The 22,944-nt window shown below is 68.4% G+C and carries 22 protein-coding genes, 1 pseudogene and 1 riboswitch; of the genes and pseudogenes, 13 read left to right on the top strand and 10 right to left on the bottom strand.

The genetic code is table 11. From position 1 onward, the window contains the following. Positions 1–134: 134 nt before the first annotated feature. The 4 genes and pseudogenes from ACH49N_RS26930 to ACH49N_RS26915 all read left to right on the top strand — a co-directional run. A pseudogene (locus tag ACH49N_RS26930) lies at positions 135–584 on the top strand (NAD(P)/FAD-dependent oxidoreductase); the annotation flags it as partial. Between the two features lie 187 nt (positions 585–771). Then, positions 772–1,539, top strand: coding sequence for a TSUP family transporter (locus ACH49N_RS26925; RefSeq protein WP_109335072.1), 768 nt, complete (start codon positions 772–774; stop codon positions 1,537–1,539). A gap of 22 nt (positions 1,540–1,561) precedes the next feature. Beyond that, on the top strand, positions 1,562–3,082 hold the full coding sequence (locus ACH49N_RS26920) for a TldD/PmbA family protein (protein ID WP_358275530.1): 1,521 nt from the start codon (positions 1,562–1,564) through the stop codon (positions 3,080–3,082). Further along, complete coding sequence (locus ACH49N_RS26915; RefSeq protein ID WP_358275528.1) at positions 3,079–4,440, top strand: metallopeptidase TldD-related protein; 1,362 nt, start codon at positions 3,079–3,081, stop codon at positions 4,438–4,440. Before ACH49N_RS26920 ends, ACH49N_RS26915 begins: the two co-directional genes overlap by 4 nt. A 1-nt stretch (position 4,441) precedes the next feature. Here the strand turns inward: ACH49N_RS26915 and ACH49N_RS26910 are convergent, their stop codons facing one another. Further along, positions 4,442–5,248 (bottom strand): SDR family oxidoreductase, encoded by an 807-nt coding sequence (locus tag ACH49N_RS26910; RefSeq protein WP_250768419.1) that lies wholly within the window; start codon positions 5,246–5,248, stop codon positions 4,442–4,444. 252 nt (positions 5,249–5,500) lie between these two features. Between ACH49N_RS26910 and ACH49N_RS26905 the strand changes: the two genes are divergently transcribed. Further along, positions 5,501–5,716, top strand: a complete 216-nt coding sequence (locus ACH49N_RS26905) for a hypothetical protein (RefSeq protein WP_109329622.1) — start codon at positions 5,501–5,503, stop codon at positions 5,714–5,716. Continuing rightward, positions 5,713–6,039 (top strand): ANTAR domain-containing protein, encoded by a 327-nt coding sequence (locus tag ACH49N_RS26900; protein WP_358275525.1) that lies wholly within the window; start codon positions 5,713–5,715, stop codon positions 6,037–6,039. The genes ACH49N_RS26905 and ACH49N_RS26900 overlap by 4 nt, the downstream gene beginning before the upstream one ends. Positions 6,040–6,058: 19 nt before the next feature. Here ACH49N_RS26900 and ACH49N_RS26895 read toward each other — a convergent pair whose 3' ends face one another. Further along, positions 6,059–7,213, bottom strand: coding sequence for a hypothetical protein (locus tag ACH49N_RS26895; protein ID WP_358275523.1), 1,155 nt, complete (start codon positions 7,211–7,213; stop codon positions 6,059–6,061). 245 nt (positions 7,214–7,458) lie between these two features. Here ACH49N_RS26895 and ACH49N_RS26890 point away from each other — a divergent pair, with 245 nt between their 5' ends. Further along, positions 7,459–8,409, top strand: coding sequence for an ADP-ribosylglycohydrolase family protein (locus ACH49N_RS26890; protein WP_358275521.1), 951 nt, complete (start codon positions 7,459–7,461; stop codon positions 8,407–8,409). On the opposite strand, the gene ACH49N_RS26885 is transcribed toward ACH49N_RS26890, so the two are convergent. Both ACH49N_RS26885 and cobN read right to left on the bottom strand, forming a co-directional pair. Next, positions 8,390–8,776, bottom strand: coding sequence for a PPOX class F420-dependent oxidoreductase (locus ACH49N_RS26885; RefSeq protein ID WP_358275519.1), 387 nt, complete (start codon positions 8,774–8,776; stop codon positions 8,390–8,392). The genes ACH49N_RS26890 and ACH49N_RS26885 overlap by 20 nt on opposite strands. A 30-nt stretch (positions 8,777–8,806) precedes the next feature. Continuing rightward, complete coding sequence (gene cobN / locus ACH49N_RS26880) at positions 8,807–12,409, bottom strand: cobaltochelatase subunit CobN (protein ID WP_358275518.1); 3,603 nt, start codon at positions 12,407–12,409, stop codon at positions 8,807–8,809. Positions 12,410–12,504: 95 nt separating this feature from the next. After that, positions 12,505–12,572: riboswitch (cobalamin riboswitch) on the bottom strand. 57 nt (positions 12,573–12,629) lie between these two features. Here cobN and cobG point away from each other — a divergent pair. The 3 genes from cobG to ACH49N_RS26865 are packed head-to-tail and all read left to right on the top strand — an operon-like array spanning position 12,630 to position 15,913. Further along, positions 12,630–13,763, top strand: a complete 1,134-nt coding sequence (gene cobG / locus ACH49N_RS26875) for a precorrin-3B synthase (protein WP_358275516.1) — start codon at positions 12,630–12,632, stop codon at positions 13,761–13,763. Positions 13,764–13,787: 24 nt separating this feature from the next. After that, positions 13,788–14,414 carry a precorrin-8X methylmutase gene (locus ACH49N_RS26870; protein ID WP_159922079.1) on the top strand — a complete coding sequence of 209 codons (627 nt, stop codon included), beginning with the start codon at positions 13,788–13,790 and terminating at the stop codon, positions 14,412–14,414. Continuing rightward, positions 14,411–15,913, top strand: a complete 1,503-nt coding sequence (locus ACH49N_RS26865; RefSeq protein WP_159922077.1) for a precorrin-2 C(20)-methyltransferase — start codon at positions 14,411–14,413, stop codon at positions 15,911–15,913. The genes ACH49N_RS26870 and ACH49N_RS26865 overlap by 4 nt, the downstream gene beginning before the upstream one ends. 27 nt (positions 15,914–15,940) lie before the next feature. Here ACH49N_RS26865 and ACH49N_RS26860 read toward each other — a convergent pair whose 3' ends face one another. Together ACH49N_RS26860 and ACH49N_RS26855 are read right to left on the bottom strand one after the other, a co-directional pair. Further along, the gene (locus ACH49N_RS26860; RefSeq protein ID WP_358275514.1) at positions 15,941–16,849 is read right to left on the bottom strand and encodes a serine hydrolase; all 909 of its coding nucleotides are present in this window, start codon (positions 16,847–16,849) and stop codon (positions 15,941–15,943) included. After that, the gene (locus ACH49N_RS26855; RefSeq protein WP_358275513.1) at positions 16,846–17,739 is read right to left on the bottom strand and encodes a LysR family transcriptional regulator; all 894 of its coding nucleotides are present in this window, start codon (positions 17,737–17,739) and stop codon (positions 16,846–16,848) included. The genes ACH49N_RS26860 and ACH49N_RS26855 overlap by 4 nt, the downstream gene beginning before the upstream one ends. Positions 17,740–17,886: 147 nt before the next feature. Here ACH49N_RS26855 and bla point away from each other — a divergent pair, with 147 nt between their 5' ends. Continuing rightward, positions 17,887–18,834: a class A beta-lactamase gene (gene bla, locus ACH49N_RS26850; RefSeq protein ID WP_358275511.1), complete on the top strand. Its 948-nt coding sequence runs from the start codon at positions 17,887–17,889 to the stop codon at positions 18,832–18,834. On the opposite strand, the gene ACH49N_RS26845 is transcribed toward bla, so the two are convergent. Both ACH49N_RS26845 and ACH49N_RS26840 read right to left on the bottom strand, forming a co-directional pair. Next, positions 18,809–19,666, bottom strand: a complete 858-nt coding sequence (locus tag ACH49N_RS26845) for an HpcH/HpaI aldolase/citrate lyase family protein (RefSeq protein ID WP_397504796.1) — start codon at positions 19,664–19,666, stop codon at positions 18,809–18,811. The two genes, bla and ACH49N_RS26845, sit on opposite strands and share 26 nt — an antisense overlap. 129 nt (positions 19,667–19,795) lie before the next feature. Then, positions 19,796–20,083 (bottom strand): hypothetical protein, encoded by a 288-nt coding sequence (locus tag ACH49N_RS26840; RefSeq protein ID WP_358275509.1) that lies wholly within the window; start codon positions 20,081–20,083, stop codon positions 19,796–19,798. Between the two features lie 139 nt (positions 20,084–20,222). On the opposite strand from ACH49N_RS26840, the gene ACH49N_RS26835 reads away from it, so the two are divergent. Next, complete coding sequence (locus ACH49N_RS26835; RefSeq protein ID WP_358275508.1) at positions 20,223–21,149, top strand: LLM class F420-dependent oxidoreductase; 927 nt, start codon at positions 20,223–20,225, stop codon at positions 21,147–21,149. A 34-nt stretch (positions 21,150–21,183) separates the two neighbouring features. Here ACH49N_RS26835 and ACH49N_RS26830 read toward each other — a convergent pair whose 3' ends face one another. Then, positions 21,184–21,570, bottom strand: coding sequence for a hypothetical protein (locus ACH49N_RS26830; RefSeq protein WP_358275506.1), 387 nt, complete (start codon positions 21,568–21,570; stop codon positions 21,184–21,186). Positions 21,571–21,743: 173 nt separating this feature from the next. Here ACH49N_RS26830 and ACH49N_RS26825 point away from each other — a divergent pair, with 173 nt between their 5' ends. After that, on the top strand, positions 21,744–22,187 hold the full coding sequence (locus tag ACH49N_RS26825; RefSeq protein ID WP_159922061.1) for a cupin domain-containing protein: 444 nt from the start codon (positions 21,744–21,746) through the stop codon (positions 22,185–22,187). Positions 22,188–22,201: 14 nt separating this feature from the next. Here ACH49N_RS26825 and ACH49N_RS26820 read toward each other — a convergent pair whose 3' ends face one another. Beyond that, the gene (locus ACH49N_RS26820; protein WP_358275504.1) at positions 22,202–22,942 is read right to left on the bottom strand and encodes a cobalt-precorrin-6A reductase; all 741 of its coding nucleotides are present in this window, start codon (positions 22,940–22,942) and stop codon (positions 22,202–22,204) included. Between the last annotated feature and the right edge of the window lie 2 nt (positions 22,943–22,944).

Raw genomic sequence — 22,944 nt, 5'->3', positions numbered from 1 at the left:
TAGCCGACTGACCCTAGACAAGCCAGAACGCTACTGGGACAACGGCGTGCGCCCTCACCCGCACCGAACCCACCCACGATCACAGCAGTAGAGCCTCTTTTTGGTAGCTGGAGCAACCAGAAAGGCGCACGGGCGATAGCCTCCATCTGGTGCCGCCCTTCCGGGGCCCGCGCTGGCTCGAGACGTCGAACCTGACCGGGGACGATCCGCACGGACTCGTCGACATCGATCCGAACACCTTCCGGCATCGCGCGCACCCGAACGTCTGGGCGGCGGGAGACGGAGCCGCCGTCGACACCGACCCGTCCGGTGGTGCTCTGCGACGCCAGATTTCGATACTGGTGGACAATCTGCTCGCTACCAGGCAGGGAGGAGCCCTCAGCGACTACGACGGATACACCGTCGCCCCCATCACGATCAGCTCGCGGCGACTCATCGCCGGCGAGTTCGACCGCACCGGTTCGGTGGCCTCGTCCCTTCCCTCGTTCATCGACCCACTGAAGCCGCGCCGCACAGCCTGGGCGTTCGACCGCTACGCGCTGCCGCGGATCTACTGGAATCTCATCCTCGGCGGCCGCCTCTAGCAGCGCCGGAACATCGTGTCGCTCAACTCCTTCAGCACTGCATCCCAAGGCCTAACCCCAGTAGCGATGCGGTCGCAGCGCCCGAACGCAGGGAGGGACCGTGCCCACTCCTACTATGGTGAGCCGTGCGCCGACGATCGCTGGTCCGCAGAAGTTCGCCCACTCCGTCCGCGGCAGCGACTCGGCGGTGACCGCCAGCGATTGGGGCCTGCTGCTGATCGCCGCGACAGCCGCTGGTTGGGTCGACGCCGTGGTCGGCGGCGGCGGGTTGATCCTCATCCCGGCGCTGTTCCTCGTCGCCCCGCACCTGACGCCCCAGGTCGCGTTGGGCACGAACAAACTGACCGCGGTGACCGGCACCTTCGCGGCCGTCGTGACCTTCGCACGGCGCGTCCGGATGGCGTGGCGGCTACTGATCCCCGCAGGCCTCCTTGCTGCGGCGACGTCCGCGCTCGGCGCGGCCACGGTGACCCGCATCGACAAGGACGTCTTCATCCCGCTGATCATGGTGGTTCTCGTCGGTGTCGCCGTGTTCGTCACCGCACGGCCGCAACTCGGTATCACCCTGGCGAAGGATCCGCCGACGCAGAGGAAGATGGTCGCCGTCGTACTGCTGGCCGGCGGGTTGCTCGGGTTCTACGACGGGCTGTTCGGCCCCGGCACCGGAACCTTCCTCATCATCACCTTCGCGACGTTCCTCGGCACCGAGTTCGTGCGCAGCGCCGCGATGGCGAAGGTGATCAATCTCGGTTCCAACCTCGGTGCGCTGGCGTTCTTCGCGGCAAGTGGAAACGTGTTGTGGGCGCTCGGCCTCGGCATGGCGGTGTGCAATGTGCTGGGCGCGGTCGTCGGTTCGCGCATGGCGTTGAGCAAGGGTGCCGGATTCGTCCGAATCACGCTGCTGGTGGTGGTCATCGGCATGGTGCTGCGGCTGGGTTGGCAACAGTTCGGCTGAGTTTCCGACTACGGTGGTCCCCGTGACGGCTCCACGACAGGTTGATCCGGAATTCCTCGCCCTCCCTCTGCGTGTGCTGGCGGACGCCGCACTCGGCGCCGCGCGCGCGGCGGGCGCTTCCCACGTCGATCTGCGGGTTCACCGATTGACCAGCCAGTCTCTTCGGCTGCGCGACGGCAAGGTTCAGGCGGCGGTCGACACCAACGAGGTGGGCTTCGCGGTCCGTGTGGTGGTGGAGGGCACGTGGGGGTTCGCCTCGCACGCCGAGCTCACCCCGGCCACCGCTGCGGCAACGGCGGAGCAGGCAGTCGAGGTGGCCAGGGCGTTGCGCGGACTGAACCGGGAACAGGTCGAACTCGCCGACGAGCCGGTGTACGCCGAGGCCCAGTGGGTGTCGGAGTACGAGGTGGACCCATTCGAAGTGCCGACCGCAGAGAAGATTTCGCTGCTCGGCGAGTACTCCCACCGTTTGCTCGCAACCGACGGTGTCGACCATGTCACCGCCGAGTGCCTGCAGGTGAAAGAACAGACGTTCTACGCCGACCTCGCCGGCTCCTTCATCGTGCAGCAGCGGGTTCGCCTGCACCCGCAACTCGAGGCCACCACCGTGGACCAGTCGGCAGGGGTGTTCGAGACCATGCGCACGCTCGCGCCCCCGGTCGGCCGCGGCTGGGAATACCTCCGATCCGACGACACGTGGAACTGGACCACCGAACTCGCCGAACTCCCGGAACTACTGGCCGAGAAGGTGAAGGCCCCGACCGTGGTGGCCGGACCCACCGACCTGGTGATCGACCCGACCAACCTGTGGTTGACGATCCACGAATCCATCGGGCACGCCACCGAATACGACCGGGCGATCGGGTACGAGGCCGCATACGCGGGCACCTCGTTCGCCACACCCGACAAGCTCGGCACCCTGCGGTACGGGACGCCGATCATGCACGTCACCGCGGACCGGACGGAACCCCACGGCCTGGCCACCGTCGGATACGACGACGAGGGTGTCGAAACCCAGTCCTGGGACCTCGTGGCGGACGGTGTGCTGGTGGGCTACCAACTCGACCGGGCATTCGCGCCACGACTGGGCCTCGACCGGTCCAACGGGTGCTCCTACGCCGACTCACCCCATCACGTGCCCATACAGCGCATGGCCAACGTGTCGCTCCAGCCCGACCCGGACACCGATCGCAGCACCACGGACCTCATCTCCGGCGTGGAGGACGGGATCTACATCGTCGGCGACAAGTCCTGGTCGATCGACATGCAACGGTACAACTTCCAGTTCACCGGCCAGCGGTTCTACCGCATCCGCGGGGGCAGGATCGACGGGCAGGTACGCGACGTCGCGTATCAGGCGACCACCACCGACTTCTGGGGGTCGCTGGAGGCCCTCGGGGGACGTTCCACCTGGCAACTGGGCGGCGCATTCAACTGCGGCAAGGCGCAACCCGGTCAGGTCGCGGCTGTCAGCCACGGCTGCCCGTCCGCGTTGTTCCGCGGCGTCAACGTACTGAACACCCGGACGGAAGGTGCCCGATGATCGCCCCGCAGCAACTCGTCGAGCAGGTCCTCGCCCGCGCCACGGTGGACGACACCATCGTCCTCGTCACCGACGCCAGCGAGGCCGCCCTGCGGTGGGCCGGCAACTCGATGACCACCAACGGCCTCTCGACGTCACGCAGTTGGACGGTGGTCTCCATCGTCCGGGACGGTGACGAGGCGAAGGTCGGGATCGTCACCTCGGCCTCCGTGGACGCTGCGGACATCGACGGCGTCGTCCGTTCGGCCGAATCTGCCGCTCGCGCCGCCGGTCCCGCCTCCGACGCGATGCCGCTCCTCGCCGCGACCGACACCGACCCGCAGTGGGAGGAGACGGCCGCCGTCACCGAGATCGGCGCGTTCGAGCAACTCGCCCAGGACCTTGCAATGGGCTTCGACGGCAGCGATCAGCTCTACGGGTTCGCCCATCACCAACTGCACACCACCTGGCTCGGGACCTCCACCGGAATTCGGCGCCGATTCGTCCAGCCCACCGGGTCCGTCGAGATCAATGCCAAACGCGGCGACGCCAGCGCGTGGGTGGGCACGAGCACCAAGGACTTCACCGACGTCCCCGGCACGAAGATGCTCGAGGAGTTGTCCACTCGCCTCGACTGGGCGAGCACCCGGGTGGAGCTACCCGCCGGCCGCTACGAAACTCTTCTTCCGCCGTCGGCCGTGGCAGATCTGATGATCTATCTCATGTGGACCATGGAGGGCAGGGCCGCGGAGGAAGGGCACTCCGCGTTGTCGGCGCCCGGCGGCACCCGAATCGGCGAACGCCTCTCCGCGCTCCCTCTCACGCTCACCTCCGATCCCGCGGCACTGGGCTTGGAATACGCCCCGTTCGTCACGACCCGATCGTCTTCCGAATCGGTGTCGGTGTTCGACAACGGCTTGGACGCCGGCCGCGTCGACTGGGTGCGGGAGGGCTCGGTCCATGCACTCGCCTATCCGCGTGCGGCGGCCCGGGAGTTCGGCGCCGAGGTCACCGTGCCCGGGGACAACCTGATTCTCGACGCGGGCGGTTCGCTGTCGCTCGATCAGATGGTGGCCGAGACGGAACGCGGGCTGCTGCTGACCACCCTGTGGTACATCCGCGAGGTCGACCCGGCGACCCTGTTGCTGACCGGGCTGACCCGCGACGGTGTCTACCTCGTCGAGAACGGGAAGGTGACGGGCGCCGTGAACAACTTCCGTTTCAACGAAAGCCCCCTCGATCTGCTCCGAAGGGTCTCCCAGGCCGGGGCCACCGAACGCACGCTGCCGCGGGAATGGAAGGATTGGTTCACCCGAACAGCCATGCCGCCGTTGCGGATTCCCGACTTCCACATGTCCTCGGTGAGTCAGGCATCATAGTTCAGGCGTTCCCCGATGCGACCGTCCATTCCCCGCTCTGCAAGCGGGCGTTGGCCTCCGGCCCCATCAGGAGCATTCCGCCGTCCACCACATAGGACGACCCGGTGACGTAACTCGCCTCGGGTGACGCGAGGAACGAGACGACGGCGGCCACTTCCCGCGCGTCGCCGGGACGGCGCCCGGGGACGCCCGGCCGATCCTTCGCACGGGGCTCCTCGTCCGTCTGCCCCGTCATAGGCGTAGATATTTCGCCGGGTGCCACCGAATTGGCCGTGATTCCGTACTGCGCCAGTTCGAGCGCCAGTACCTTCGTCAACCCGCCCAGCCCCGCTTTCGACGCGCAATACGGGGCCGCCCCGAACTTGGGTGCGTGCTCGTGGACACTGGTGATGTTGATGATGCGGCCACCGCGCCCGGCATCGATCATGTGCCGGACGGCGCGCTGCGTGCACAGGAAAGCGCCGTCCAGGTTGACCGACAGCACCTCGCGCCACGTCGCGAAATCCATCTCCATGACCGGCACCGCGGTACCGGTGCCGGAACAGTTCACCAGCACGTCGACGCCGCCGAGCTCGGCGGCGAGTTCGTCGATGACGGCACTGGAGTTCGGCAGGTCGGTCAGGTCGAGGTGGCGGACGTACGCGTCGGCACCGTTGTCGCGGACCTCCCGGGCCGTGTTGTTCGCACCGTCCCGGTCGGTGTGATAGGTGATACCGACGTTCACCCCTGCTGCCGCGAGGGCCACCGCCACTGCGCGACCTATTCCTGAATCGGAGCCGGTGACGACCGCGGTGCGTGGGAAATCCATGTCGTGTCGGTACCCGCGGCGACGCACACCGAAACGGCGCCGCATCTACTGGACAAATGTCCAGGTGACATAAGGTGCCCGTGTGCGCTATAAAGGTCCAGGCGTCCTGTTTATGACATTTCTCACTCACCGAGGAAGTGGCGAGGGACGTCACATTTCGGTCTCCAGAGAAAGGGACCACAACTCAGGTGACTTTGCCGCGTATTCGGCGTGCGCCGAGTTTTGTCCTTTGCACTCTGCCCAGGAGGTTGTATGCACTCCAGTGCCCTCGATCGCGACACGCTGCCCCCCGAGTCGCGCCGATCGATCGTCGCAGCGAAAGCCGACTTCGGGAATGTTGCCCTTGCGAGCTTCGTGTGCCTTGTCTCCGGTGTGGGCAGCGGCGTCCTTACCGACTCGCTGCTGGTGGGAGCGTCCGTGGGACTGATTGTCCTTCTGGCCACCGCCCTGTCCGTTGCCGCTGTATGAGCACTCCACTCCGTCTGCGTCCTTCCCCGGAACCCACCGCCTCGAAGGCCCCGCCCGGCCCCGGCGAAATTCTCGCCGCGGCGAAGCGCATTCTCATCGCCAGCCGCGGGTATGGCGACGCCGAAGCATTCGAGGAACTGCTGGATGTCTCCCGGCATCACCACGTGAGCGTGCAGCGCGCCGCACGAATGCTGGTCGTACTGGCCGATCGGCGACAGGCGGCGCCGCTGCCCGCCGGATCGAGTGCGATGGCGTTCGGCGACTGGGCCACCTCCCTGTCGCCGTCGGGTCGCCCACCTGCTCTGTCGGTACCGACTGCGTGACGGGACCGCGTCCCTCGCGCTACCTGTAGTCCCGTGCTGACACCGCGCGACGACGCTGCCCCAGTGCGTCGTCCCGTCGCCGAGTGGAGAGCGCCAGGCTGGTGGCGGTGCGCACCTCCGCGAGAAGCCGCGGCTGATCGGCGACCGCCTTGTCGTACACCAAGGCCCCGATCAGAACTCCGTCGTGGATGAGAGTGGTCGCCTCCCGGGGATCGTTTCTGCGCGGAAGGACCTGGTGTCGTCCCTGGGCATCCACATATCCGTCGTGGGCGCGGGAGTACCACCACACCACCAGGCTGGGGTCGCGGAGTGCCTCACGCAGTGCGTCGACCACGCCCGCACCGAACGGGGCGGTGCCGAGATCGATCGACAGGTTGCGCACCGCAGCGCGGGTGACTCGGTATCGCCACAGCCCCACCAACACCGCGAGCGGGATCAGCGCGGTCGACGGATACCGCAGAAGCAGGGTCCACGCCTGTTGTGGACCCTGCACCCAGACCGAGGCGAGCGGGGTCCAGGCGGTGGCGGCGGTACCGAGCAGCGCGGCGAACCACAACGGTGCGACGGCGGCCCGGTATGCCCGCGTACCCGAACGCCACCGCGCGAGGAGAACACCGATCAGCACCAGACCGATCGCCATTCCCCCGACTCCGAAGACGACTTGCATCGCTGCGAAGACCGTCGGGTCGTCCCGTACCAGGAGAAGGTTCAACCCGGGTGGATGGGTGGAATCGACGCGGCGGGTGTCCAGGAAGGCCAGCTCGGAGACCACGGACACCGCGTAATACGCGTAGCACCCGCCGAGGAACCGACGCTCCCATCGGTGGTGCAAACGCCCCCAGGGGAAACTGAACACCAATTGGATCAGCACCGGTATATACATGTTGGTCAAGACCGTGCCGGTGGTGAACAGCACCGGAATCGACGACAGCCGAAGACCTTTCGTCATCCAGAGCAACCCGGCCGCCACCAGCAGACTTCCCAGAGTGTCCGCCGGCCGGTGCCGGCCCGCGACCAGACCCGCCGCCACGAACACCCCACCGACCGTCAGAAACAACGCCAATTCCGTAGGGCCGAAGGTTGTTCGGCACATCCGCCACTCGACGGACGCCGTCACCACGACGGCCAGCGCGACCGCCGAGAGGACGGCCGCGACCATCATCCGACGGCTCATCGGGTGCCGTCCTTCGGCTGGGCGGCGAGCAATCGGGCGGATCGAGACCTGACACGGCGCACAGGGTCGATCGTCGCGCGCAACGGGATCGGTGACCACTACCCCGAAGTGGGTAAATCGAACACCTGGGTGGCCACATCCCCACCCTGCCGCCGGGCGCGTCGTCGCCGGCTGCCCTGTAATCGGGACAAGGCTGTTGTAGGTTGCCCTCACACACGGGCCCCGCGCGGGCGGAGGGAGGCCGGATGGACAGCGACGCCGTCACCGTGGACATCTACCGGCACCGGATCGGCGCGGCACTGCGCGCCTATGCCTGCGGTGACGCTCTCGGCGTTCCCTGCGAAGGCGCGCCGGCTGCGGAGATCGACCTTTCGGCGGCGGTGGCGTTGCCGGTTCGCCCGGGCTGGCCGCGCGGCTCGACGTCGGACGACACAGCGCTCACCCTCCTGGTGGCCGAAGCCCTGATCACCGCGGCACACGCCGATCCGGCGGAGCACTTCCTGCGGTTGTTGAGCGAGCGCGCCGCCCGCGTTCCCGGTATCGGCCCCTCGACACACGCAGCGATCCAGCACTACCGCGACCACGGCCGCCCACCCGAGGCGGGCGGAAACACGAACGGTGCGGTGATGAGAGCGCTGCCGGTGGGGTGGTTCGTCCCGGTCGACGACCCCGACCGTCGCCGCGCCCTCACCCGCGCGCTGTCCCGCATCACGCACCCGTCGCCGAACGCCCAGGGCGCGGCCGTGGTGATGTCGGCCTGCGCAGCATGGGCGCTCGACGGCGCAACCGGGCGGGAACTATTGGAGGTCGCCCGTGAGGAAGCGGCCGCCGCGGTCCACCTGTGCGGCGCGGATCGCAGCATCGAGGAACTGATCGCCGCGGTCGCCGATGACCAGTGGGCGGCCGATGCGGCCGGCGTGTCACTCGATCCGTACGACACCCTCGCGGCAGTGCTGTTCTGCGCGGCTTCCGCGCGCACACTCCGACAGGCCCTCGAGCAGGCCATCGGGCTCGGCGGCGACACCGACACCGTCGCCGCCCTGGTCGGTGGTCTCCTCGGAGCACAGTCGTCCGAGGACACGGTGCGTGCACTCCCCTGGTACGTCGATGTCCTGCTTCCCGACCCCGCGGACATCACGCTGCTCGCCGATGGTCTCGCGTCGGCGCGGGTGGCCGCTACCGGTCGTCCGCGGTGACGGCGAGTCCGATGGTGCCCGTCCTACCGCGCCGAAGCAGGCTGAGCTTCATCGAGATCCACCCGATAATCCCGTACTTGCGTGCGATGACGTCGCGCGCGTGGTCGGTGCCCGCGGCGTCGAGGACCACCGCCCGCCCCGGCACCTCCGGTCCCTTCGGCTTTCCCCGGGGATCGCACACCGCCACCGTGACCTCCGGATTGCGGCGGATTCGTTTCACCTTGTAGGAGTCGGTGACCGTCCACATCAGTAGCCGGTCCCCATCGGGGGCCGCCCACAGTGGCGTCGCCACCGGGGAGCCGTCCTTGCGAAACGTGGTGAGCAGAACATACTTGGCGGCCGACACCCGATCGAATTCTGTGGTCACCCGGCCATGCTAGTCCGCCGGAACGCCGTCTCAGTCGCCCTCGAGTTCACCCTCGGTGTCGAGGTACACCTGACGGAGCCCATCGAGCGTGTCCTTCTGGGGGTGTTCCCACATGTCCCGCTCCGCGGCCTCGAGCAACCGCTCGGCGATTCCGTGCAGCGCCCACGGGTTCGACTTCTCCATGAACTTGCGGTTCTGCTCGTCCAGAACGTACGACTCGGCCAGTTTCTCGTACATCCAGTCGGCGACGACGTTGGTGGTGGCGTCGTACCCGAACAGGTAGTCGACGGTGGCGGCCATCTCGAACGCCCCCTTGTACCCGTGCCGACGCATCGCCTCGAGCCAGCGCGGGTTGACCACCCGGGCGCGAAAGACGCGGGACGTCTCCTCCGACAAGGTGCGGGTACGCACCGAGTCGGGTCGGGTGCTGTCACCGATGTACGCCTCCGGTGACGTCCCGGTGAGCGCGCGCACCGTCGCGACCATGCCACCGTGATACTGGAAATAGTCGTCGGCGTCGGCGATGTCGTGCTCGCGGGTGTCGGTGTTCTTGGCGGCCACGGTGATTCGCCGGTACGCGGCACGCATGTCGTCGGCGGCGGGGGCGCCGTCGAGTCCGCGTCCGTAGGCGAAACCGCCCCAGGTGGTGTACACCTCGGCGAGATCGGCGTCGCCGCGCCAGCTCTTGGAGTCGATCAGCTGCAGCAGTCCGGCGCCGTAGGTTCCGGGCTTCGACCCGAAGATGCGGGTGGTCGCGCGCCGCTCGTCACCGTGGTCCGCCAGATCGGCCTGCGCGTGCGCGCGCACGAAGTTGCTCTCCGCCGGTTCGTCCAGCGCGGCGACGAGCCGGACCGCGTCGTCGAGCAGGGCCAGCACATGTGGGAACGCGTCACGGAAGAAGCCGCTGATCCGCACGGTCACGTCGATGCGCGGGCGGCCCAGCTCCGCGAGGTCGATCACCTCGAGGCTCACCACCCGGCGGCTGGCCTCGTCCCACACCGGCCGCACACCGAGCAGCGCGAACACCTCGGCGATGTCGTCGCCGGAGGTACGCATCGCGGAGGTGCCCCACACCGACAGCCCCACCGACCGCGGCCAGTCCCCGTGGTCGGCTCGGTACCGCTCGAGAAGCGATTCGGCCATCGCCTGCCCGGTTTCCCAGGCCAGCCGCGACGGCACGGCCTTCGGGTCGACGGAGTAGAAGTTGCGGCCCGTCGGAAGCACGTTGATGAGCCCGCGCAGCGGTGAACCGCTCGGCCCGGCGGCGATGAATCCACCGTCCAGGGCGTGCAGAACCTGCGCGATCTCGTTGTCGGTTTCCCGGAGTCGGGGCACCACCTCGGTCGCGGCGAAACGAAGGATCTTCGCAACCGTGGCGTCCTCGGTCAGCGAGTCGGCTGCTTCGGGCCGCCAATCGGCGTCGGCCATGCCCCGCACGAGCGCGTGGGCCTGGGCCTCGACATCGTCCACGCGGGTGCGCGATTCGTCGCCGTCCTCGCTGAGTCCGAGTGCCTCCCGCAACCCGGGAACATTCTGCTCGCCGCCCCACATCTGCCGGGCACGGAGCATGGCGAGAATCAACTCCGCCTCGGCATCGCCGCGGGGCGCCTGCCCCAGCACGTGCAGCCCGTCCCGGATCTGGACGTCCTTGATCTCACACAGCCAGCCGTCGACGTGCAGCAGCATGTCGTCGAACACGTCTTCGTCGGGTCGTTCCTCGAGCCCGAGGTCGTGGTCCATCTTGGCGGCCCGCATCAGCGTCCAGATCTGCTGGCGGATGGCCGGCAGCTTCGACGGGTCCAGGGCGGAGATGTTGGAGTGCTCGTCCAGGAGCTGCTCGAGCCGGGAGATGTCGCCGTAGCTCTCGGCGCGGGCCATCGGCGGAATCAGGTGATCGACCAGGGTGGCGTGCGCACGCCGTTTTGCCTGTGTGCCCTCGCCGGGATCGTTGACGAGGAACGGGTAGATGAGCGGGAGGTCGCCGAGGGCGGCGTCGGTGCCGCACGACGCCGACATGCCGAGGGTCTTACCGGGCAGCCATTCGAGGTTGCCGTGCTTGCCGAGGTGCACCACGGCGTCGGCGCCGAAACCACCGTCCGTGGTCTGCGCGGCGATCCAGCGGTAGGCGGCGAGGTAGTGGTGGCTCGGCGGCAGGTCGGGGTCGTGGTAGATGGCCACCGGCTTCTCCCCGAAACCGCGGGGCGGCTGCACCATGAGCACCAGGTTGCCGAACTGCATTGCGGCGATGACGATTTCACCGTCTGGGTCCTGGGAGCGGTCGACGTACAATTCGCCCGGTGCCGGACCCCAGTGTTCCTCCACCCCGTCGCGCAGCTCCGCCGGCAGCGCCGAGAACCATTCCCGGTAGCGGGCGGCGGAGATGCGGATCGGATTGCCCTCGAGCTGCTCGGCCGTCAACCAGTCGGGGTCCTGGCCGCCCGCGGCAATCAGGGCGTGGATGAGCGCGTCCCCGTCCTGCGCGGCGAGACCGGGCACCGCGTCCGGTCCGTCGTCCGGGCCGAGGTCGTACCCGGCCGCCCGCATGTCGGTGAGCAGGCGGATCGCGCTCGCGGGGGTGTCGAGACCGACCGCGTTGCCGATCCGCGCGTGCTTGGTGGGATACGCCGACAGCATCAGGGCGATGCGACGTTCGGACGCCGGAATATGGCGCAGGCGGGCGTGCCGGACGGCGATGCCCGCCACCCGGGATGCCCGTTCGGCGTCGGGTACATACGTGGACAGCCCGTCCGCGTCGATCTCCTTGAACGAGAACGGCACCGTGATGAGGCGTCCGTCGAACTCGGGCACCGCGACCTGGGTGGCGACGTCGAGCGGGGAGAGTCCGTCGTCGTTGGACTCCCACGACTCCCGGCTGCTCGTCAGGCACAGCCCCTGCAGGATCGGCACATCCAGCGCGGCGAGCGCGGCGACATCCCACGCCTCGTCGTCGCCGCCGGCGGACGCACCGGCGGGCTTGGTGCCGCCTGCGGCGAGCACGGTCACCACCATGGCGTCGGCGCGGCGCAGCGTCTGCAGCAGCTCGGGCTCCGCGGTGCGCAGCGACGCGCAGTAGATCGGCAGCGGGTTGCCCCCGGCAGCATCGATCGCGGCGCACAGCGTCTCGATGTAGCGGGTGTTCCCGGCCAGGTGCTGGGCTCGGTAATAGAGCACGGCGATGGTGGGGCGCTGCGGTTCGGCCTCGACGGCGAACGGGGCCAGACCCCAGCTCGGCAGATGCACCGGCGCCTCGAAACCGTGACCGGTGAGCAGGACCGTATCGGACAGGAAGTGGTGCAGTTGGGCGAGGTTGTCGGCTCCGCCCTCGGCCAGATAGTTGTGCGCCTCCGCGGCGACACCGGCGGTCACCGTCGAGCACTCCATCAACTCGGCGTCGGGGGCGTGCTCACCGCCCAGGACAACCACCGGCAGGCCACTGGCCAGCACCGCGTTGAGCCCGTCCTCCCACGCCCGGCGGCCACCGAGAATCCGGACCACGACGAGGTCTACGCCCGCGAGCAGTCCCGGCAGGTCCTCCTCGACCAGCAACCGTGCCGGGTTGGCCCAGCGGTAGTCCGCCTTGCTGGCACGTGCGCTGAGCAGGTCGGTGTCGGAGGTGGAGAGCAGCAGGATCACAGGTGGAGCCTTCCTGGGGTGTCGCGCCCCGTGGCGGTGGTTGCCGAAAACCGGGTCGGCTTCGGAACCGTGGGTCAACCGGACGGCAGGTGAGGGTCTGGCTCGCCCACCGGGTTCGGCGAGCTCACAGTGGCGCGACCGCACCGGAATTGCACCGGCTTCCTCTCCTGCTGCCGCAAGTGCCCGTGATGCTACCGGGCGGCCGACGTAACCTGGGACCATGGTCGCCCCTCGTTCCCGCCCCGACGCCTGCCCGGGGGCGCTGCAGGTCCATCAGGCCGCCGACGGTCCGCTCGCCCGCGTGCGGCTGCCCGGTGGTGTTCTCACGCCCGCGCAGCTGCAGGTGCTCGCGGAGTCGGCCCGCGACCTCGGGAACGGGGAGATCGAACTGACCTCCCGCGGCAACGTGCAGCTTCGCGCCGTCGGCGATCCCCCGGAGTTCGCGAGGCGGCTCGCGGACACCGGCCTGCTGCCCTCGCACACCCACGAACGGGTACGCAACATTCTCGCCTCGCCGTTGACGGGTCGCATCGGTGGCGTCGCCGACCTGCGGAACGTGGTCGACGAACTCGACCGGAATTTGTGCGCCGACACCGCGCTGGCCGACCTCCCCGGCCGCGTCCTCTTCACCCTCGACGACGGCCGCGGTGACGTGTCCGCGCTCGGCGGCGATTTCGGGATACACGCGGTGAGCGAGACGGAGGTGGCGTTGGTGCTGGCCGGCCGCGACAGCGGGGCCCGGATTTCCGCGACCCAGTCGGTGCACGTGCTGCTCGACGCGGCCCGCACCTTCCTCGGCCTGCGTGACGGGCAGTGGCGGCTGTCCGAGATCGACGACGGCGTCGAACGAACCCTTACCGCCCTTGCCCTTGCGCCCACCGCGGAACCGGTGACCGGGTTCGCCGAGCACCGGCCGCCGATCGGGTGGCTGGATCAGCCGGACGGCACCGTCACGCTCGGCGGCGGCCTCGCGTTCGGGGTCCTCGACTCGAGGATGGCGGAATTCCTGGCCGCGGTGGAGAAACCGGTGATCGTCACCCCGTGGAGGTCGGTGCTGTTGTGCGATCTCGACGAGTGGTCCGCCGAGCAGGTGGTCCGCGTCCTTGCACCGATGGGCCTGATCTTCGACGAGAACTCCCCCTGGTTGAACGTCACTGCCTGCACGGGCAGGCCGGGCTGCGACAAGGCGCTCGCCGACGTGCGCACCGACGCCCGCGACGCCGTTCTCGGTGGCGAGCTCCCCGCCGACGGGAGACAACACTGGTCGGGTTGCGACCGCTGTTGCGGGCGCCCCAAGGGTGAGGTGACCGATGTCGTTGCGACCGCAACCGGTTACCGGGTGGACCACCGCTGACAGCACTGCCTCTATCGTGAGGCCATGATCGAGTACATCCGAGACGGCGCGGAGATCTACCGCCAGTCCTTCGCCACGATTCGCGCCGAAGCAGATCTCAGCGCCTTCCCCGCGGACGTCTCGCAGGCCGTGGTCCGCATGATCCACGCGAGCGGCCAGGTCGATCTGGTGGACGACGTCGCATTCACCCCCGGTGTCGTCAAGGCCGCGCGGGAGGCCCTCGCGAACGGCGCCCCGATCTTCTGCGATGCGCAGATGGTGGCGGCCGGCGTCACCCGCAAGCGGCTACCCGCGGACAACGAAGTGGTGTGCACGCTCCGCGACCCCCGGGTCCCCGTCTTGGCCGCGCAGATCGGGAACACCCGGTCGGCCGCCGCGCTGGAGTTGTGGGGCAGCAAACTCGAGGGTGCCGTCGTCGCCATCGGGAACGCCCCCACCGCCCTCTTCTACCTGCTCCACATGATCGAGTCGGGCGCGCCGCGTCCCGCTGCCGTGATCGGTGGTCCAGTCGGTTTCATCGGTGCGGCCGAATCGAAGGAGGCACTGATCGAGCATCCCAGCGGCCTCGACTACCTGGTGGTGCGCGGCAGGCGGGGTGGCAGTGCCATCACGGCGGCCGCCCTGAACGCGATTGCGAGTGAAGTGGAATGAGCGCCGAGACGAGTGCGCACGGCAAACTGTGGGGAGTTGGAATTGGTCCGGGCGATCCCGAACTGATGACGGTCAAGGCGGCGCGGGTCATCGCCGAGGCCGACGTGGTGGCGTTCCACAGCGCCCGGCACGGCAAGAGTATCTCCCGCGGTGTCGCGGCCCCGTACATGCGTGAGGACCAGATCGAGGAGCACCTCGTCTACCCCGTCACCACCGAGACGATCGATCACCCCGGCGGCTATCAGGGGGCGATGGACGAGTTCTACGAGGACGCGTCGGGGCGGCTCGCCGCGCATCTCGAGGCCGGTCGTTCGGTCGCGCTGCTCGCCGCGGGTGATCCGCTGTTCTACAGCTCGTACATGCACATGCACAAAAGGTTGGCGCAGCGGTTCGAGGCCGAGGTGATTCCCGGTGTCACTGCCGTGAGCGCCGCCTCGGCCGCCCTGGCCATGCCGCTGGTCGAAGGTGAGGAAGTGCTCACCGTCCTGCCCGGAACGTTGCCGCAGGCGGAACTGACCCGGCGCCTCCGCGAGACCGACGCCGCCGCGATCCTCAAGCTCGGGCGCACCTATCCGGCGGTCCGCCAGGCGCTGAAAGATTCCGGCCGCATCGACGAGGCCTGGTATGTCGAGCGGGCCAGCACCGACCGGGAACGGATCGCCTCCGCGGACGAGGTGTCGGACAGCGACGTGCCCTACTTCTCGATCGCCGTGATCCCGAGCCCGTCCAACAGCCGCGGGGACACCACGGCACCCACCGGCGAACTCGTCGTCGTCGGGCTGGGTCCCGGCGATCAGGCCTGGACCACCCCCGAAGTGCAGTACGAATTGTCCCTCGCCACCGATGTCGTCGGCTACGGTCCGTACATCGACAGGGTGCCCGAACGGCCCGGTCAACGCCGGCATGCCAGCGACAACCGCGTCGAAGCCGAACGCGCGGCGATGGCGCTCGACCTGGCCAAGAACGGTGCCCGGGTGGCCGTGGTGTCCTCCGGTGACCCGGGGGTGTTCGCCATGGCCGCGGCCGTGCTCGAGGTGGCTGCCGAGGACCAGTGGCGTGACGTTCCCGTCCGCGTGCTCCCCGGCATGACCGCCGCCAACGCGGTGGCGAGCCGTGTCGGTGCTCCCCTCGGCCACGACTACGCCGTCCTGTCCCTGTCGGACCGGCTGAAGCCGTGGGACATCGTGGCGCAACGTATTTCCGCGGTCGCGAGCGCCGACATGGCGTTCGCCGTCTACAACCCGGCGTCGAAGTCACGGACCTGGCAGGTGGCCGCGATGCGCGACCTCGTGCTCGAGCACCGCTCCCCCGACACCCCCGTGATCATCGGACGCGATGTGGCCGGCGTGCAGGAATCGGTGCGGGTGGTCCGCCTCGCCGATCTCGACCCCGCCGAGATCGACATGCGGTGCCTGCTGATCGTCGGCTCCTCGATGACCACCGTCGTCGAGAACGAACACGGCACCCGGGTCTTCACCCCCCGCCGCTACCCCGGCTGAGCGGACGCAGCACATCGACACCGGGTCTCACTCGATGCGTCCGGACCGAAGTTCGGACACCGCGATCTGGGCGGCGCGGCCGATCGCCTGATCCACCACGGGCAGAAGGGGATCCGCCCGCGCTGCCCGGGTGAACACGGCCACGGCCACCGGGATCTCGCCCGGGAAGGTGACCACGGCCGCCTCGTTGCGGATCGCCCCGATGGTGCCGGTCTTCCCTGCCACCGTGACGTCGGCATAGGGAAATCCCGAGCGGATTCGGTGTTGCCACACCTGCGCGGCCATCACCTGCCGGATGAACTCGCCCTGCACCGGCGACACCGCCCGGTCCGTCCAGATCGCGTCGAGCAGCGCCGTCATCTCTTGCGGGGTGGTGGCACTCGCGTACGACGGGTCGTAGGCCGACACCGTCCACGCATCGTCGTTGTCGGCGAGCGCGGCGAACGCTTCCGCAGTGGTGTGCGCGTGGGAGTCGATCACCAGTTTCCGATGCGCGTCCGCTGTCCCGCCCACGATGCGGGTCCGTGTCAGACACAGGTCGGTGAGCACCCTCTCGACGGCGTCGAGACCGACTCCGCCGAGAACGAGATCAGCCGCGGCGTTGTCGGAGACGGTCATCATCGACAGCGCGAGATCCCGCCAGCTCATCACCACGGGATCGCGGAACATCGACACCCCGGTCGGCCCCGGCGTGCAGTCCCCCGGGTTCACACGTACCGTCGACGTCGGCGACAGAGTGCCCGCGTCGAAGGCACGGCAGAGGGCGACCAGCAGCGGCAGTTTGTACACCGACGCGGTGACGACCAGGTCGTCACCGTCGACGGAGACGGCCGGAACGCCGTCATCGGTCGGGCCGACCCGGCGCGCGTGGAGCCAGCCGATGCACCCGGCGTCGGCGAAGACGTCACGGATCCGTTTCTCGGGCGGCGAAGTCATCGCCCACCCTTGAACAGCACCCGGTCGAGTGCGCCTGCGGAGACGGAGACGTCGCTGCCCGACCGCCAGACGATGCGCACGCGCAAGGCCAGGTCGTGGCGGACCAGGTCGAGCCAGGCCACCCCCGGCATGTCCGTCGGCGAAGTCGTGGTCACGCCGAAACAGCCACCGGCCGCCACGTGGGCGAGCACCTCCCGTGGTCCCGGCGCGACGACGACGTCCGGGTCGAGGCCGCGGGCCCGCCACATGTCGACGAACAGATCGTGCGCCGGTGGGTTGTCCGAGCGTGGGCCGGTCGACAGCGTCAACCCCCGCAACATTCGGACCTGCGGCTGTCGGGCGGTCGCTGCGGGGTGATCGTCCGGAACCACCACCCAGCGCCGGAACTTCAGGACAGGCCCACTGCCGAGCCCGGTGAGCAGCGCGGGATGTTCGATCACCGCCACGTCGAGACTGCCGCTGCGGACCTCTTCCACCAAGTCGGTCGTTGCCGCTGTTCGCGTCACCACCCTCGTCCGGTGGGCGCGGTCCGCGTCGCGGAGGGCACGAACACACCGCACCACGACATCGTCGCCCAGCGCGGGCGTCACACCCCATCGCACCACCGCGTCCCTTCCGCCGGCGAGGCGGCGCGCCTCGTCCTCGAACCGGGCGGCATCGTTGACGAGCAGCCGCGCCCGCGGCAACAGGTGCCGTCCCGCCTCCGTCAGCCCGACACCGCGCGCGCTGCGGGACACGAGTTCGGTGCCGAGTCGCTGTTCGAGCCGCCGAACTCCCTGCGACAGCGGCGGCTGTGTCATCCCCAGCCGGGTTGCGGCGTTTCCGAAGTGACCCTCTTCCGCAACGGCGACAAAGAAACTGAGATGGCGGAGAAGATCCATGCCCACCATTGAACCAGCGGCGAACAACGCGGCCGCGTGCGTCCACCAAAAAGGTCCTGTGCGGACGGGTGCCACGCTGCGGTGATATCGAAGACGACTCGGCGGGGCGGCTTTCGCGTCTTTGCGTTCGCGCCCCATCAGCCCGAGATTGTGTGCATGACCCGACCACGATTTCCTCGCCACGCCTACACCCTCGCGCTCGCACTGCCTCTGCTGCTCGGCGCCTGCACGGACGCCGCGGAATCCGTTCCACCCGCCACGTCGGCACCGGCCGTCGCGTCGGCGGTCTCGTCGGCGCAGGCAGCTTTCCTCGACTCACGCATCGCTGAGCTGGAGGCGCGACACTCGACCCGCATCGGTGTCACGGCAGTCGATCCCACCACCGGGGCCGTGTACCGGCATCGCGGCGCCGAAAGGTTCGCCCTGTGCTCGACGTTCAAGACGTACGCCGCCGCAGAGGTTCTCCGCCGCACGAGTGAAGGCACCTCGTCACTCGACAAGGCGGTTCCCGTCGAAGCCTCTGCTCTGGTGGAGAATTCACCGGTCACCGCGGCGGCAGTGGGCACCTCGATGACGCTGGCGGAGCTCGCCGAAGCGGCCCTCACTCGCAGCGACAACACCGCCGGAAACCTACTGTTGACGGAAATCGGGGGTCCGCAGGCCATCACCGCACTCGCTCGCCGCATCGGTGACGACACCACCCGACTCGACCGCTGGGAGACCGAACTGAACACCGCCCTCCGCGGCGATCCCCGCGACACGTCCACGACAGACGGCCTCGCCGAGGGCTACCGGGCACTGCTCCTCGGCGACGAGCTCGAGCCCACCCACCGACGGCAGTTGCTCGACTGGCTACGCGCCAGCACCACCTCCGACACCCGTATCCGGGCAGGGCTGCCGCCGGGGTGGTCCGCCGCCGACAAGACCGGAACCGGACGATTCGGAACCGCCAACGACGCCGGCGTGGTGTGGGATCGGGAGGGCAACCCCCTCGTGCTCGTCATCCTGACCGACAGTTCGACCAATCAAGAAGCAGCTCAACCGAACAGCGACGCCATTGCCGAGACCACAACCGCGGTCATCGGAGCACTCGACGCCCCGTGAAGTGCGCGGATCGCCGCAAGATGTCATGGGCACGGGCGAGCTGAGGTCGGTGACCGCCATGGGTGGCGCGACTGCCGTCGGCGCCGAGACGGTCGATGATCGTCTCGGCCCAGACCACCTCGTCCGCATCCGGGGCCAAGGCCGAATTGATCACCGGGACCTGCTCGCTCGACAAGGTCAGCTTGCCCGTCATACCCATGTCGAGAGCAAGCCGGGCATCGGACCGCGTCACCTCGGCGTCGAGCACGAGTGTCGGCCCGTCGACGGGCGCACCGATGCCCGCGGCGCGACTGGCGTTGACCAGCCGTGATCGCGCGTACGCCAGCGCCATCGGGCTGCGGCCCGCGCCGATGTCGCGGCAGTAGTCGCCGATCCCGAATGCCAGCCGCACCACCGGCGCAGTGCGGGCGATCTCGTCGGCGGCCACCACCGCGGCGGCCGATTCGATCAGGGCAACCACCGGCACACCGGGAAGTGCGGCGGCGGTGGCACGAACCTGTTCGGGCGAATCCGTTTTCGACAACATCACCCCCTGCAGGCCCTTCGACCCCTGGATCGACTCCAGGTCACGCTGCCAGTGGTCGGTGGTCGCGTCATTGAGACGTACCCAGCCGCGCTGACTGTCGAGCCATCCGGCAACGCAGGCACGTCCGTCGTCCTTTGCGGCCGAAGGCAGCCCGTCCTCCAGGTCGACGACGAGGCAGTCGGTTCCGGACTGTGCTGCGGCGGTGATTGTTTCGGAATCGACTGCGGGAACCAGAAACCAGCTGCGGGCCATCAGGATATCGGCCGACGAGGTCCGGACCATGTCGATACTCATGTCGATACTCATGTCGCTCTACGCTCTGCCATGCTCGACAGTCTGCTCGAGACCCTCACCCGGGCACACTCGCCGAAGTGGAGTGTGCCCGGCACACAAAGCTGCCGCTTCGTCAGGTGTGCCGACCCTGCTCGTCACGGGTCAGATGTCGAAAGCCCAGTTGACCGGGTTGAACACCACCCGATACCACACGTCCGCCGCGGAATAGAAGGTGCAGGGGATGATGATGTAACCGGTGGTCTTCTCGAGCGCTGCTGCCTTGTTGCAGAAGTACTCGCCACCTTCACCGGACGTCTCGGCGCGATAGACGGGGCCGACATGCCAGGGGTCGGCCCCGGCCGTGCCTGCCCCGACGGTGGATCCGAGAACGAGGGGTGCGGCCAGGAGGCCGACGAGTGCTGCGGTTCGCCGAACGGACTTCTTCTGCACGAAAGCTCCTTCACGTGGCGCGGACACGACAGTTCTGTGCCGTTAGGTCGTTCACCGCAGAGCTATCGTTACCATCGCTTCACGACAGCGGTCCCGGATTTCCTGCGCACTCCCCCGCCGATCAGGCATCGTGGTGGTCATGCGCGATTTCCGGTTCTCCTTCAACATCCTCGATGTCGGTTCCCGCGACGCGCTGATCGATCGCTGTCGCCGCAGCGCGGAACTGGGCTACGACGTCGTGCTCGCCGCCGACCATCTCGGCGCACCGGCACCGTTTCCGCTGCTGGTGGCCATCGCCGACGCCACCCCGCAGCGGGTCGGCACCCTGGTGCTCAATGCACCGTTCTGGAACGCGGCCCTCCTCGCGCGGGAGATCGCGACCACCGACGTCCTCACCGACGGCCGGCTCGAGATCGGTCTCGGCGCGGGGCACATGAAGTGGGAGTTCGACGCCGCCGACATCGAGTGGAAACCGTTCGGTGGGCGGGTCGAACAGTTGGCGGCCACGGTCGACGACCTGCACACGTTCTTCACCACCGATTTCGACGAACTCCCCGAAGAACGGGACGCACCCCGACCACTCCAGCGGTCGGGCTTCGAAGGGTCGGGGCCGCCCCTGCTGATCGGCGGCACCGGTGATCGTGTGCTGCGCATCGCTGCGGCACACGCGGACACCGTCGGGGTGGCGGGCACATTCCAGATTCCCGGTAAGCCGCCGGGAACATTCCGACTCGCCACAGCAGAAGAAACCGACGAACGAATCCGATTCGTGCGCAAGCACGCCGGAAGTCGGGCGGACGGCATCGAATGGCACCTGCTCGTGCAGATGGTCGTCGAGACGGACGACCGAGAATCCGCGGCGCAGCGCATCGCCGAACGGATGACCGGAAGCATGACAGCCGACGCTGTGCTCGATACGCCGTACCTGCTGTTGGGAACCGTCGACGAGATGGCCGAACAACTCGCGCGGCACCGCGAACGGTACGGCTTCTCGTACATCACCGTCCACGACCCCTACATGGAGGTATTCGCGCCCGTCATCGACGCTCTCCGCAAGCGTGGGTGACCCGGACGGTCACCGTCCGGGCCACCGCTCACCGCTACGGCGTGGTGATGTACTCCTGAATGGCCTGCTGCGCCCTGGGATTTCCGTTACCGATACCCACGATGGCGCCCGTAATGGCACCGATGGGGGTCCCGATCATGCAACCGGCGAGGCTACCGGGGAACATCGACACACACCCCACCCCGAGACCGATCAGGGCGCCGATCGCCGTCCCCGCCGCTCCGCCGTTGGCCCAGCCGACGCCGAGCTCGTTGAGCATGTTCTCGAGGGCTTTCTGCTTGTCGACCTCCTGCCGGAAGGGAACAACCTGAGCGGGGACGATACCGCTCGGCTCCACCGGATCGGCGTGCGCCGTACCCGCTCCCATGGTCAACGCTCCCGCAACGAGAGCCGACGCTACTGTCTTCTTCACCAAGTTCATCGTGATCCCACCCTGCTGACGAAGGAAAAACCGTTCCGACTCTAACCCGGTGTGATGGGAGCGGGAGGCGAAAATGGGCCCGAAGTATCCGATCCCGAAACGGGCCCGTGGGTCACCCCGTCAACCGTAGGCTGGGGTGTTCGGGCACTTCCGTGCCCCGAGAGGTGGTGGCGATGTCCGTCAAACCGAGTCTGGCTGCGTTGTCCTGCGTGGCCCTGGCAGTGCTTCTTCCTTCCCCTGCGCAGGCCACTCCGTCGTCGGGCGTGACGGCGCAGATCCTGTTCGAAACCACCGTGCCCGCCATGACCGGTTCCGCGGAGACCGGTGCCACCGATCTCACCCTGCGCCGCATCGAAATCGCACCCGGCGGCACCACGGGGTGGCACTACCACGACGGTCCTGTCTACGCGTTCGTCGAATCAGGGGTTCTCACAAGAACTCTGGACGACTGCACCACAGTGGTGACCGCCGCCGGGCAGGCGATCACCGAGAACTTCGGCAGCGACCACGTGCACATCGGTTCCAATCTGGGTGAGGTTCCACTGGTTCTGCTGGCGTTCTACACCGAACCGGCGGGCAAACCCCTGTCGGAGGACGCGCCCGCCGTCACGTGTTGACGCTGTGCCGGGACCTACCGGTCCGAGCGGATCCAGTCGAGTGCTCCCGCAACGTCGCCGACGACCGCGGCGGCGGAGGGTAACGGTGGGCGGTCGATCATCACCACGGGAAGCCCGAGGTCGCGCGCCGCATGCAGTTTCGCGGCGGTCTGCTCACCACCGCTGTTCTTGGTGACGAGTACGTCGATGCGGTGCTCCCGCATGAGGTCGATTTCCGCCGGCACGGTGAACGGCCCGCGGGCCAGAAGCAGAGTCGAGCGCGCGGGAAGGTCGACGTCCGGTGGATCGATCGCGCGCACGAGGAACCACAGTGCACGCAGGTCGGCGAATGCCCCGACACCCTGCCGTCCCACGGTGAGGAAGATGCGCGTTCCGAGCCCGGGAAGGAGTGCGGCCGCCGCGGAGAGGTCCGGGACGCGGCGCCAGTCGTCACCCGGGATGGGTGACCACTGGGGTCGTCGCAGCACGACCAGGGGAATTCTGCAGCGCCGGGCCGCCTCGGCCGCGTTCTCGGTGATGCGTGCGGCGAACGGGTGGGTGGCATCGACGATCGCGTCGACGGGGTTGCCCCGCAACCAGTCCGCGAGGCCGCCCTCTCCACCGAATCCGCCGATCCGGACGTCGCCGGCGGGGATCCGCGGATCCCGAACCCGGCCGGCGAGGGAGGACACGGTGTCGATCGACGGATCATCCGCCAACGCCGCTGCCAGCGACCTCGCCTCCCCGGTACCTCCGAGGATCAGTATCCGCCGCACGG

The organism is Rhodococcus sp. NPDC019647 (assembly GCF_044389235.1).
GTDB classification, from domain to species: Bacteria; Actinomycetota; Actinomycetes; order Mycobacteriales; family Mycobacteriaceae; genus Rhodococcus_F; species Rhodococcus_F oxybenzonivorans.
This window is presented reverse-complemented; position numbering and strand designations above follow the sequence as displayed.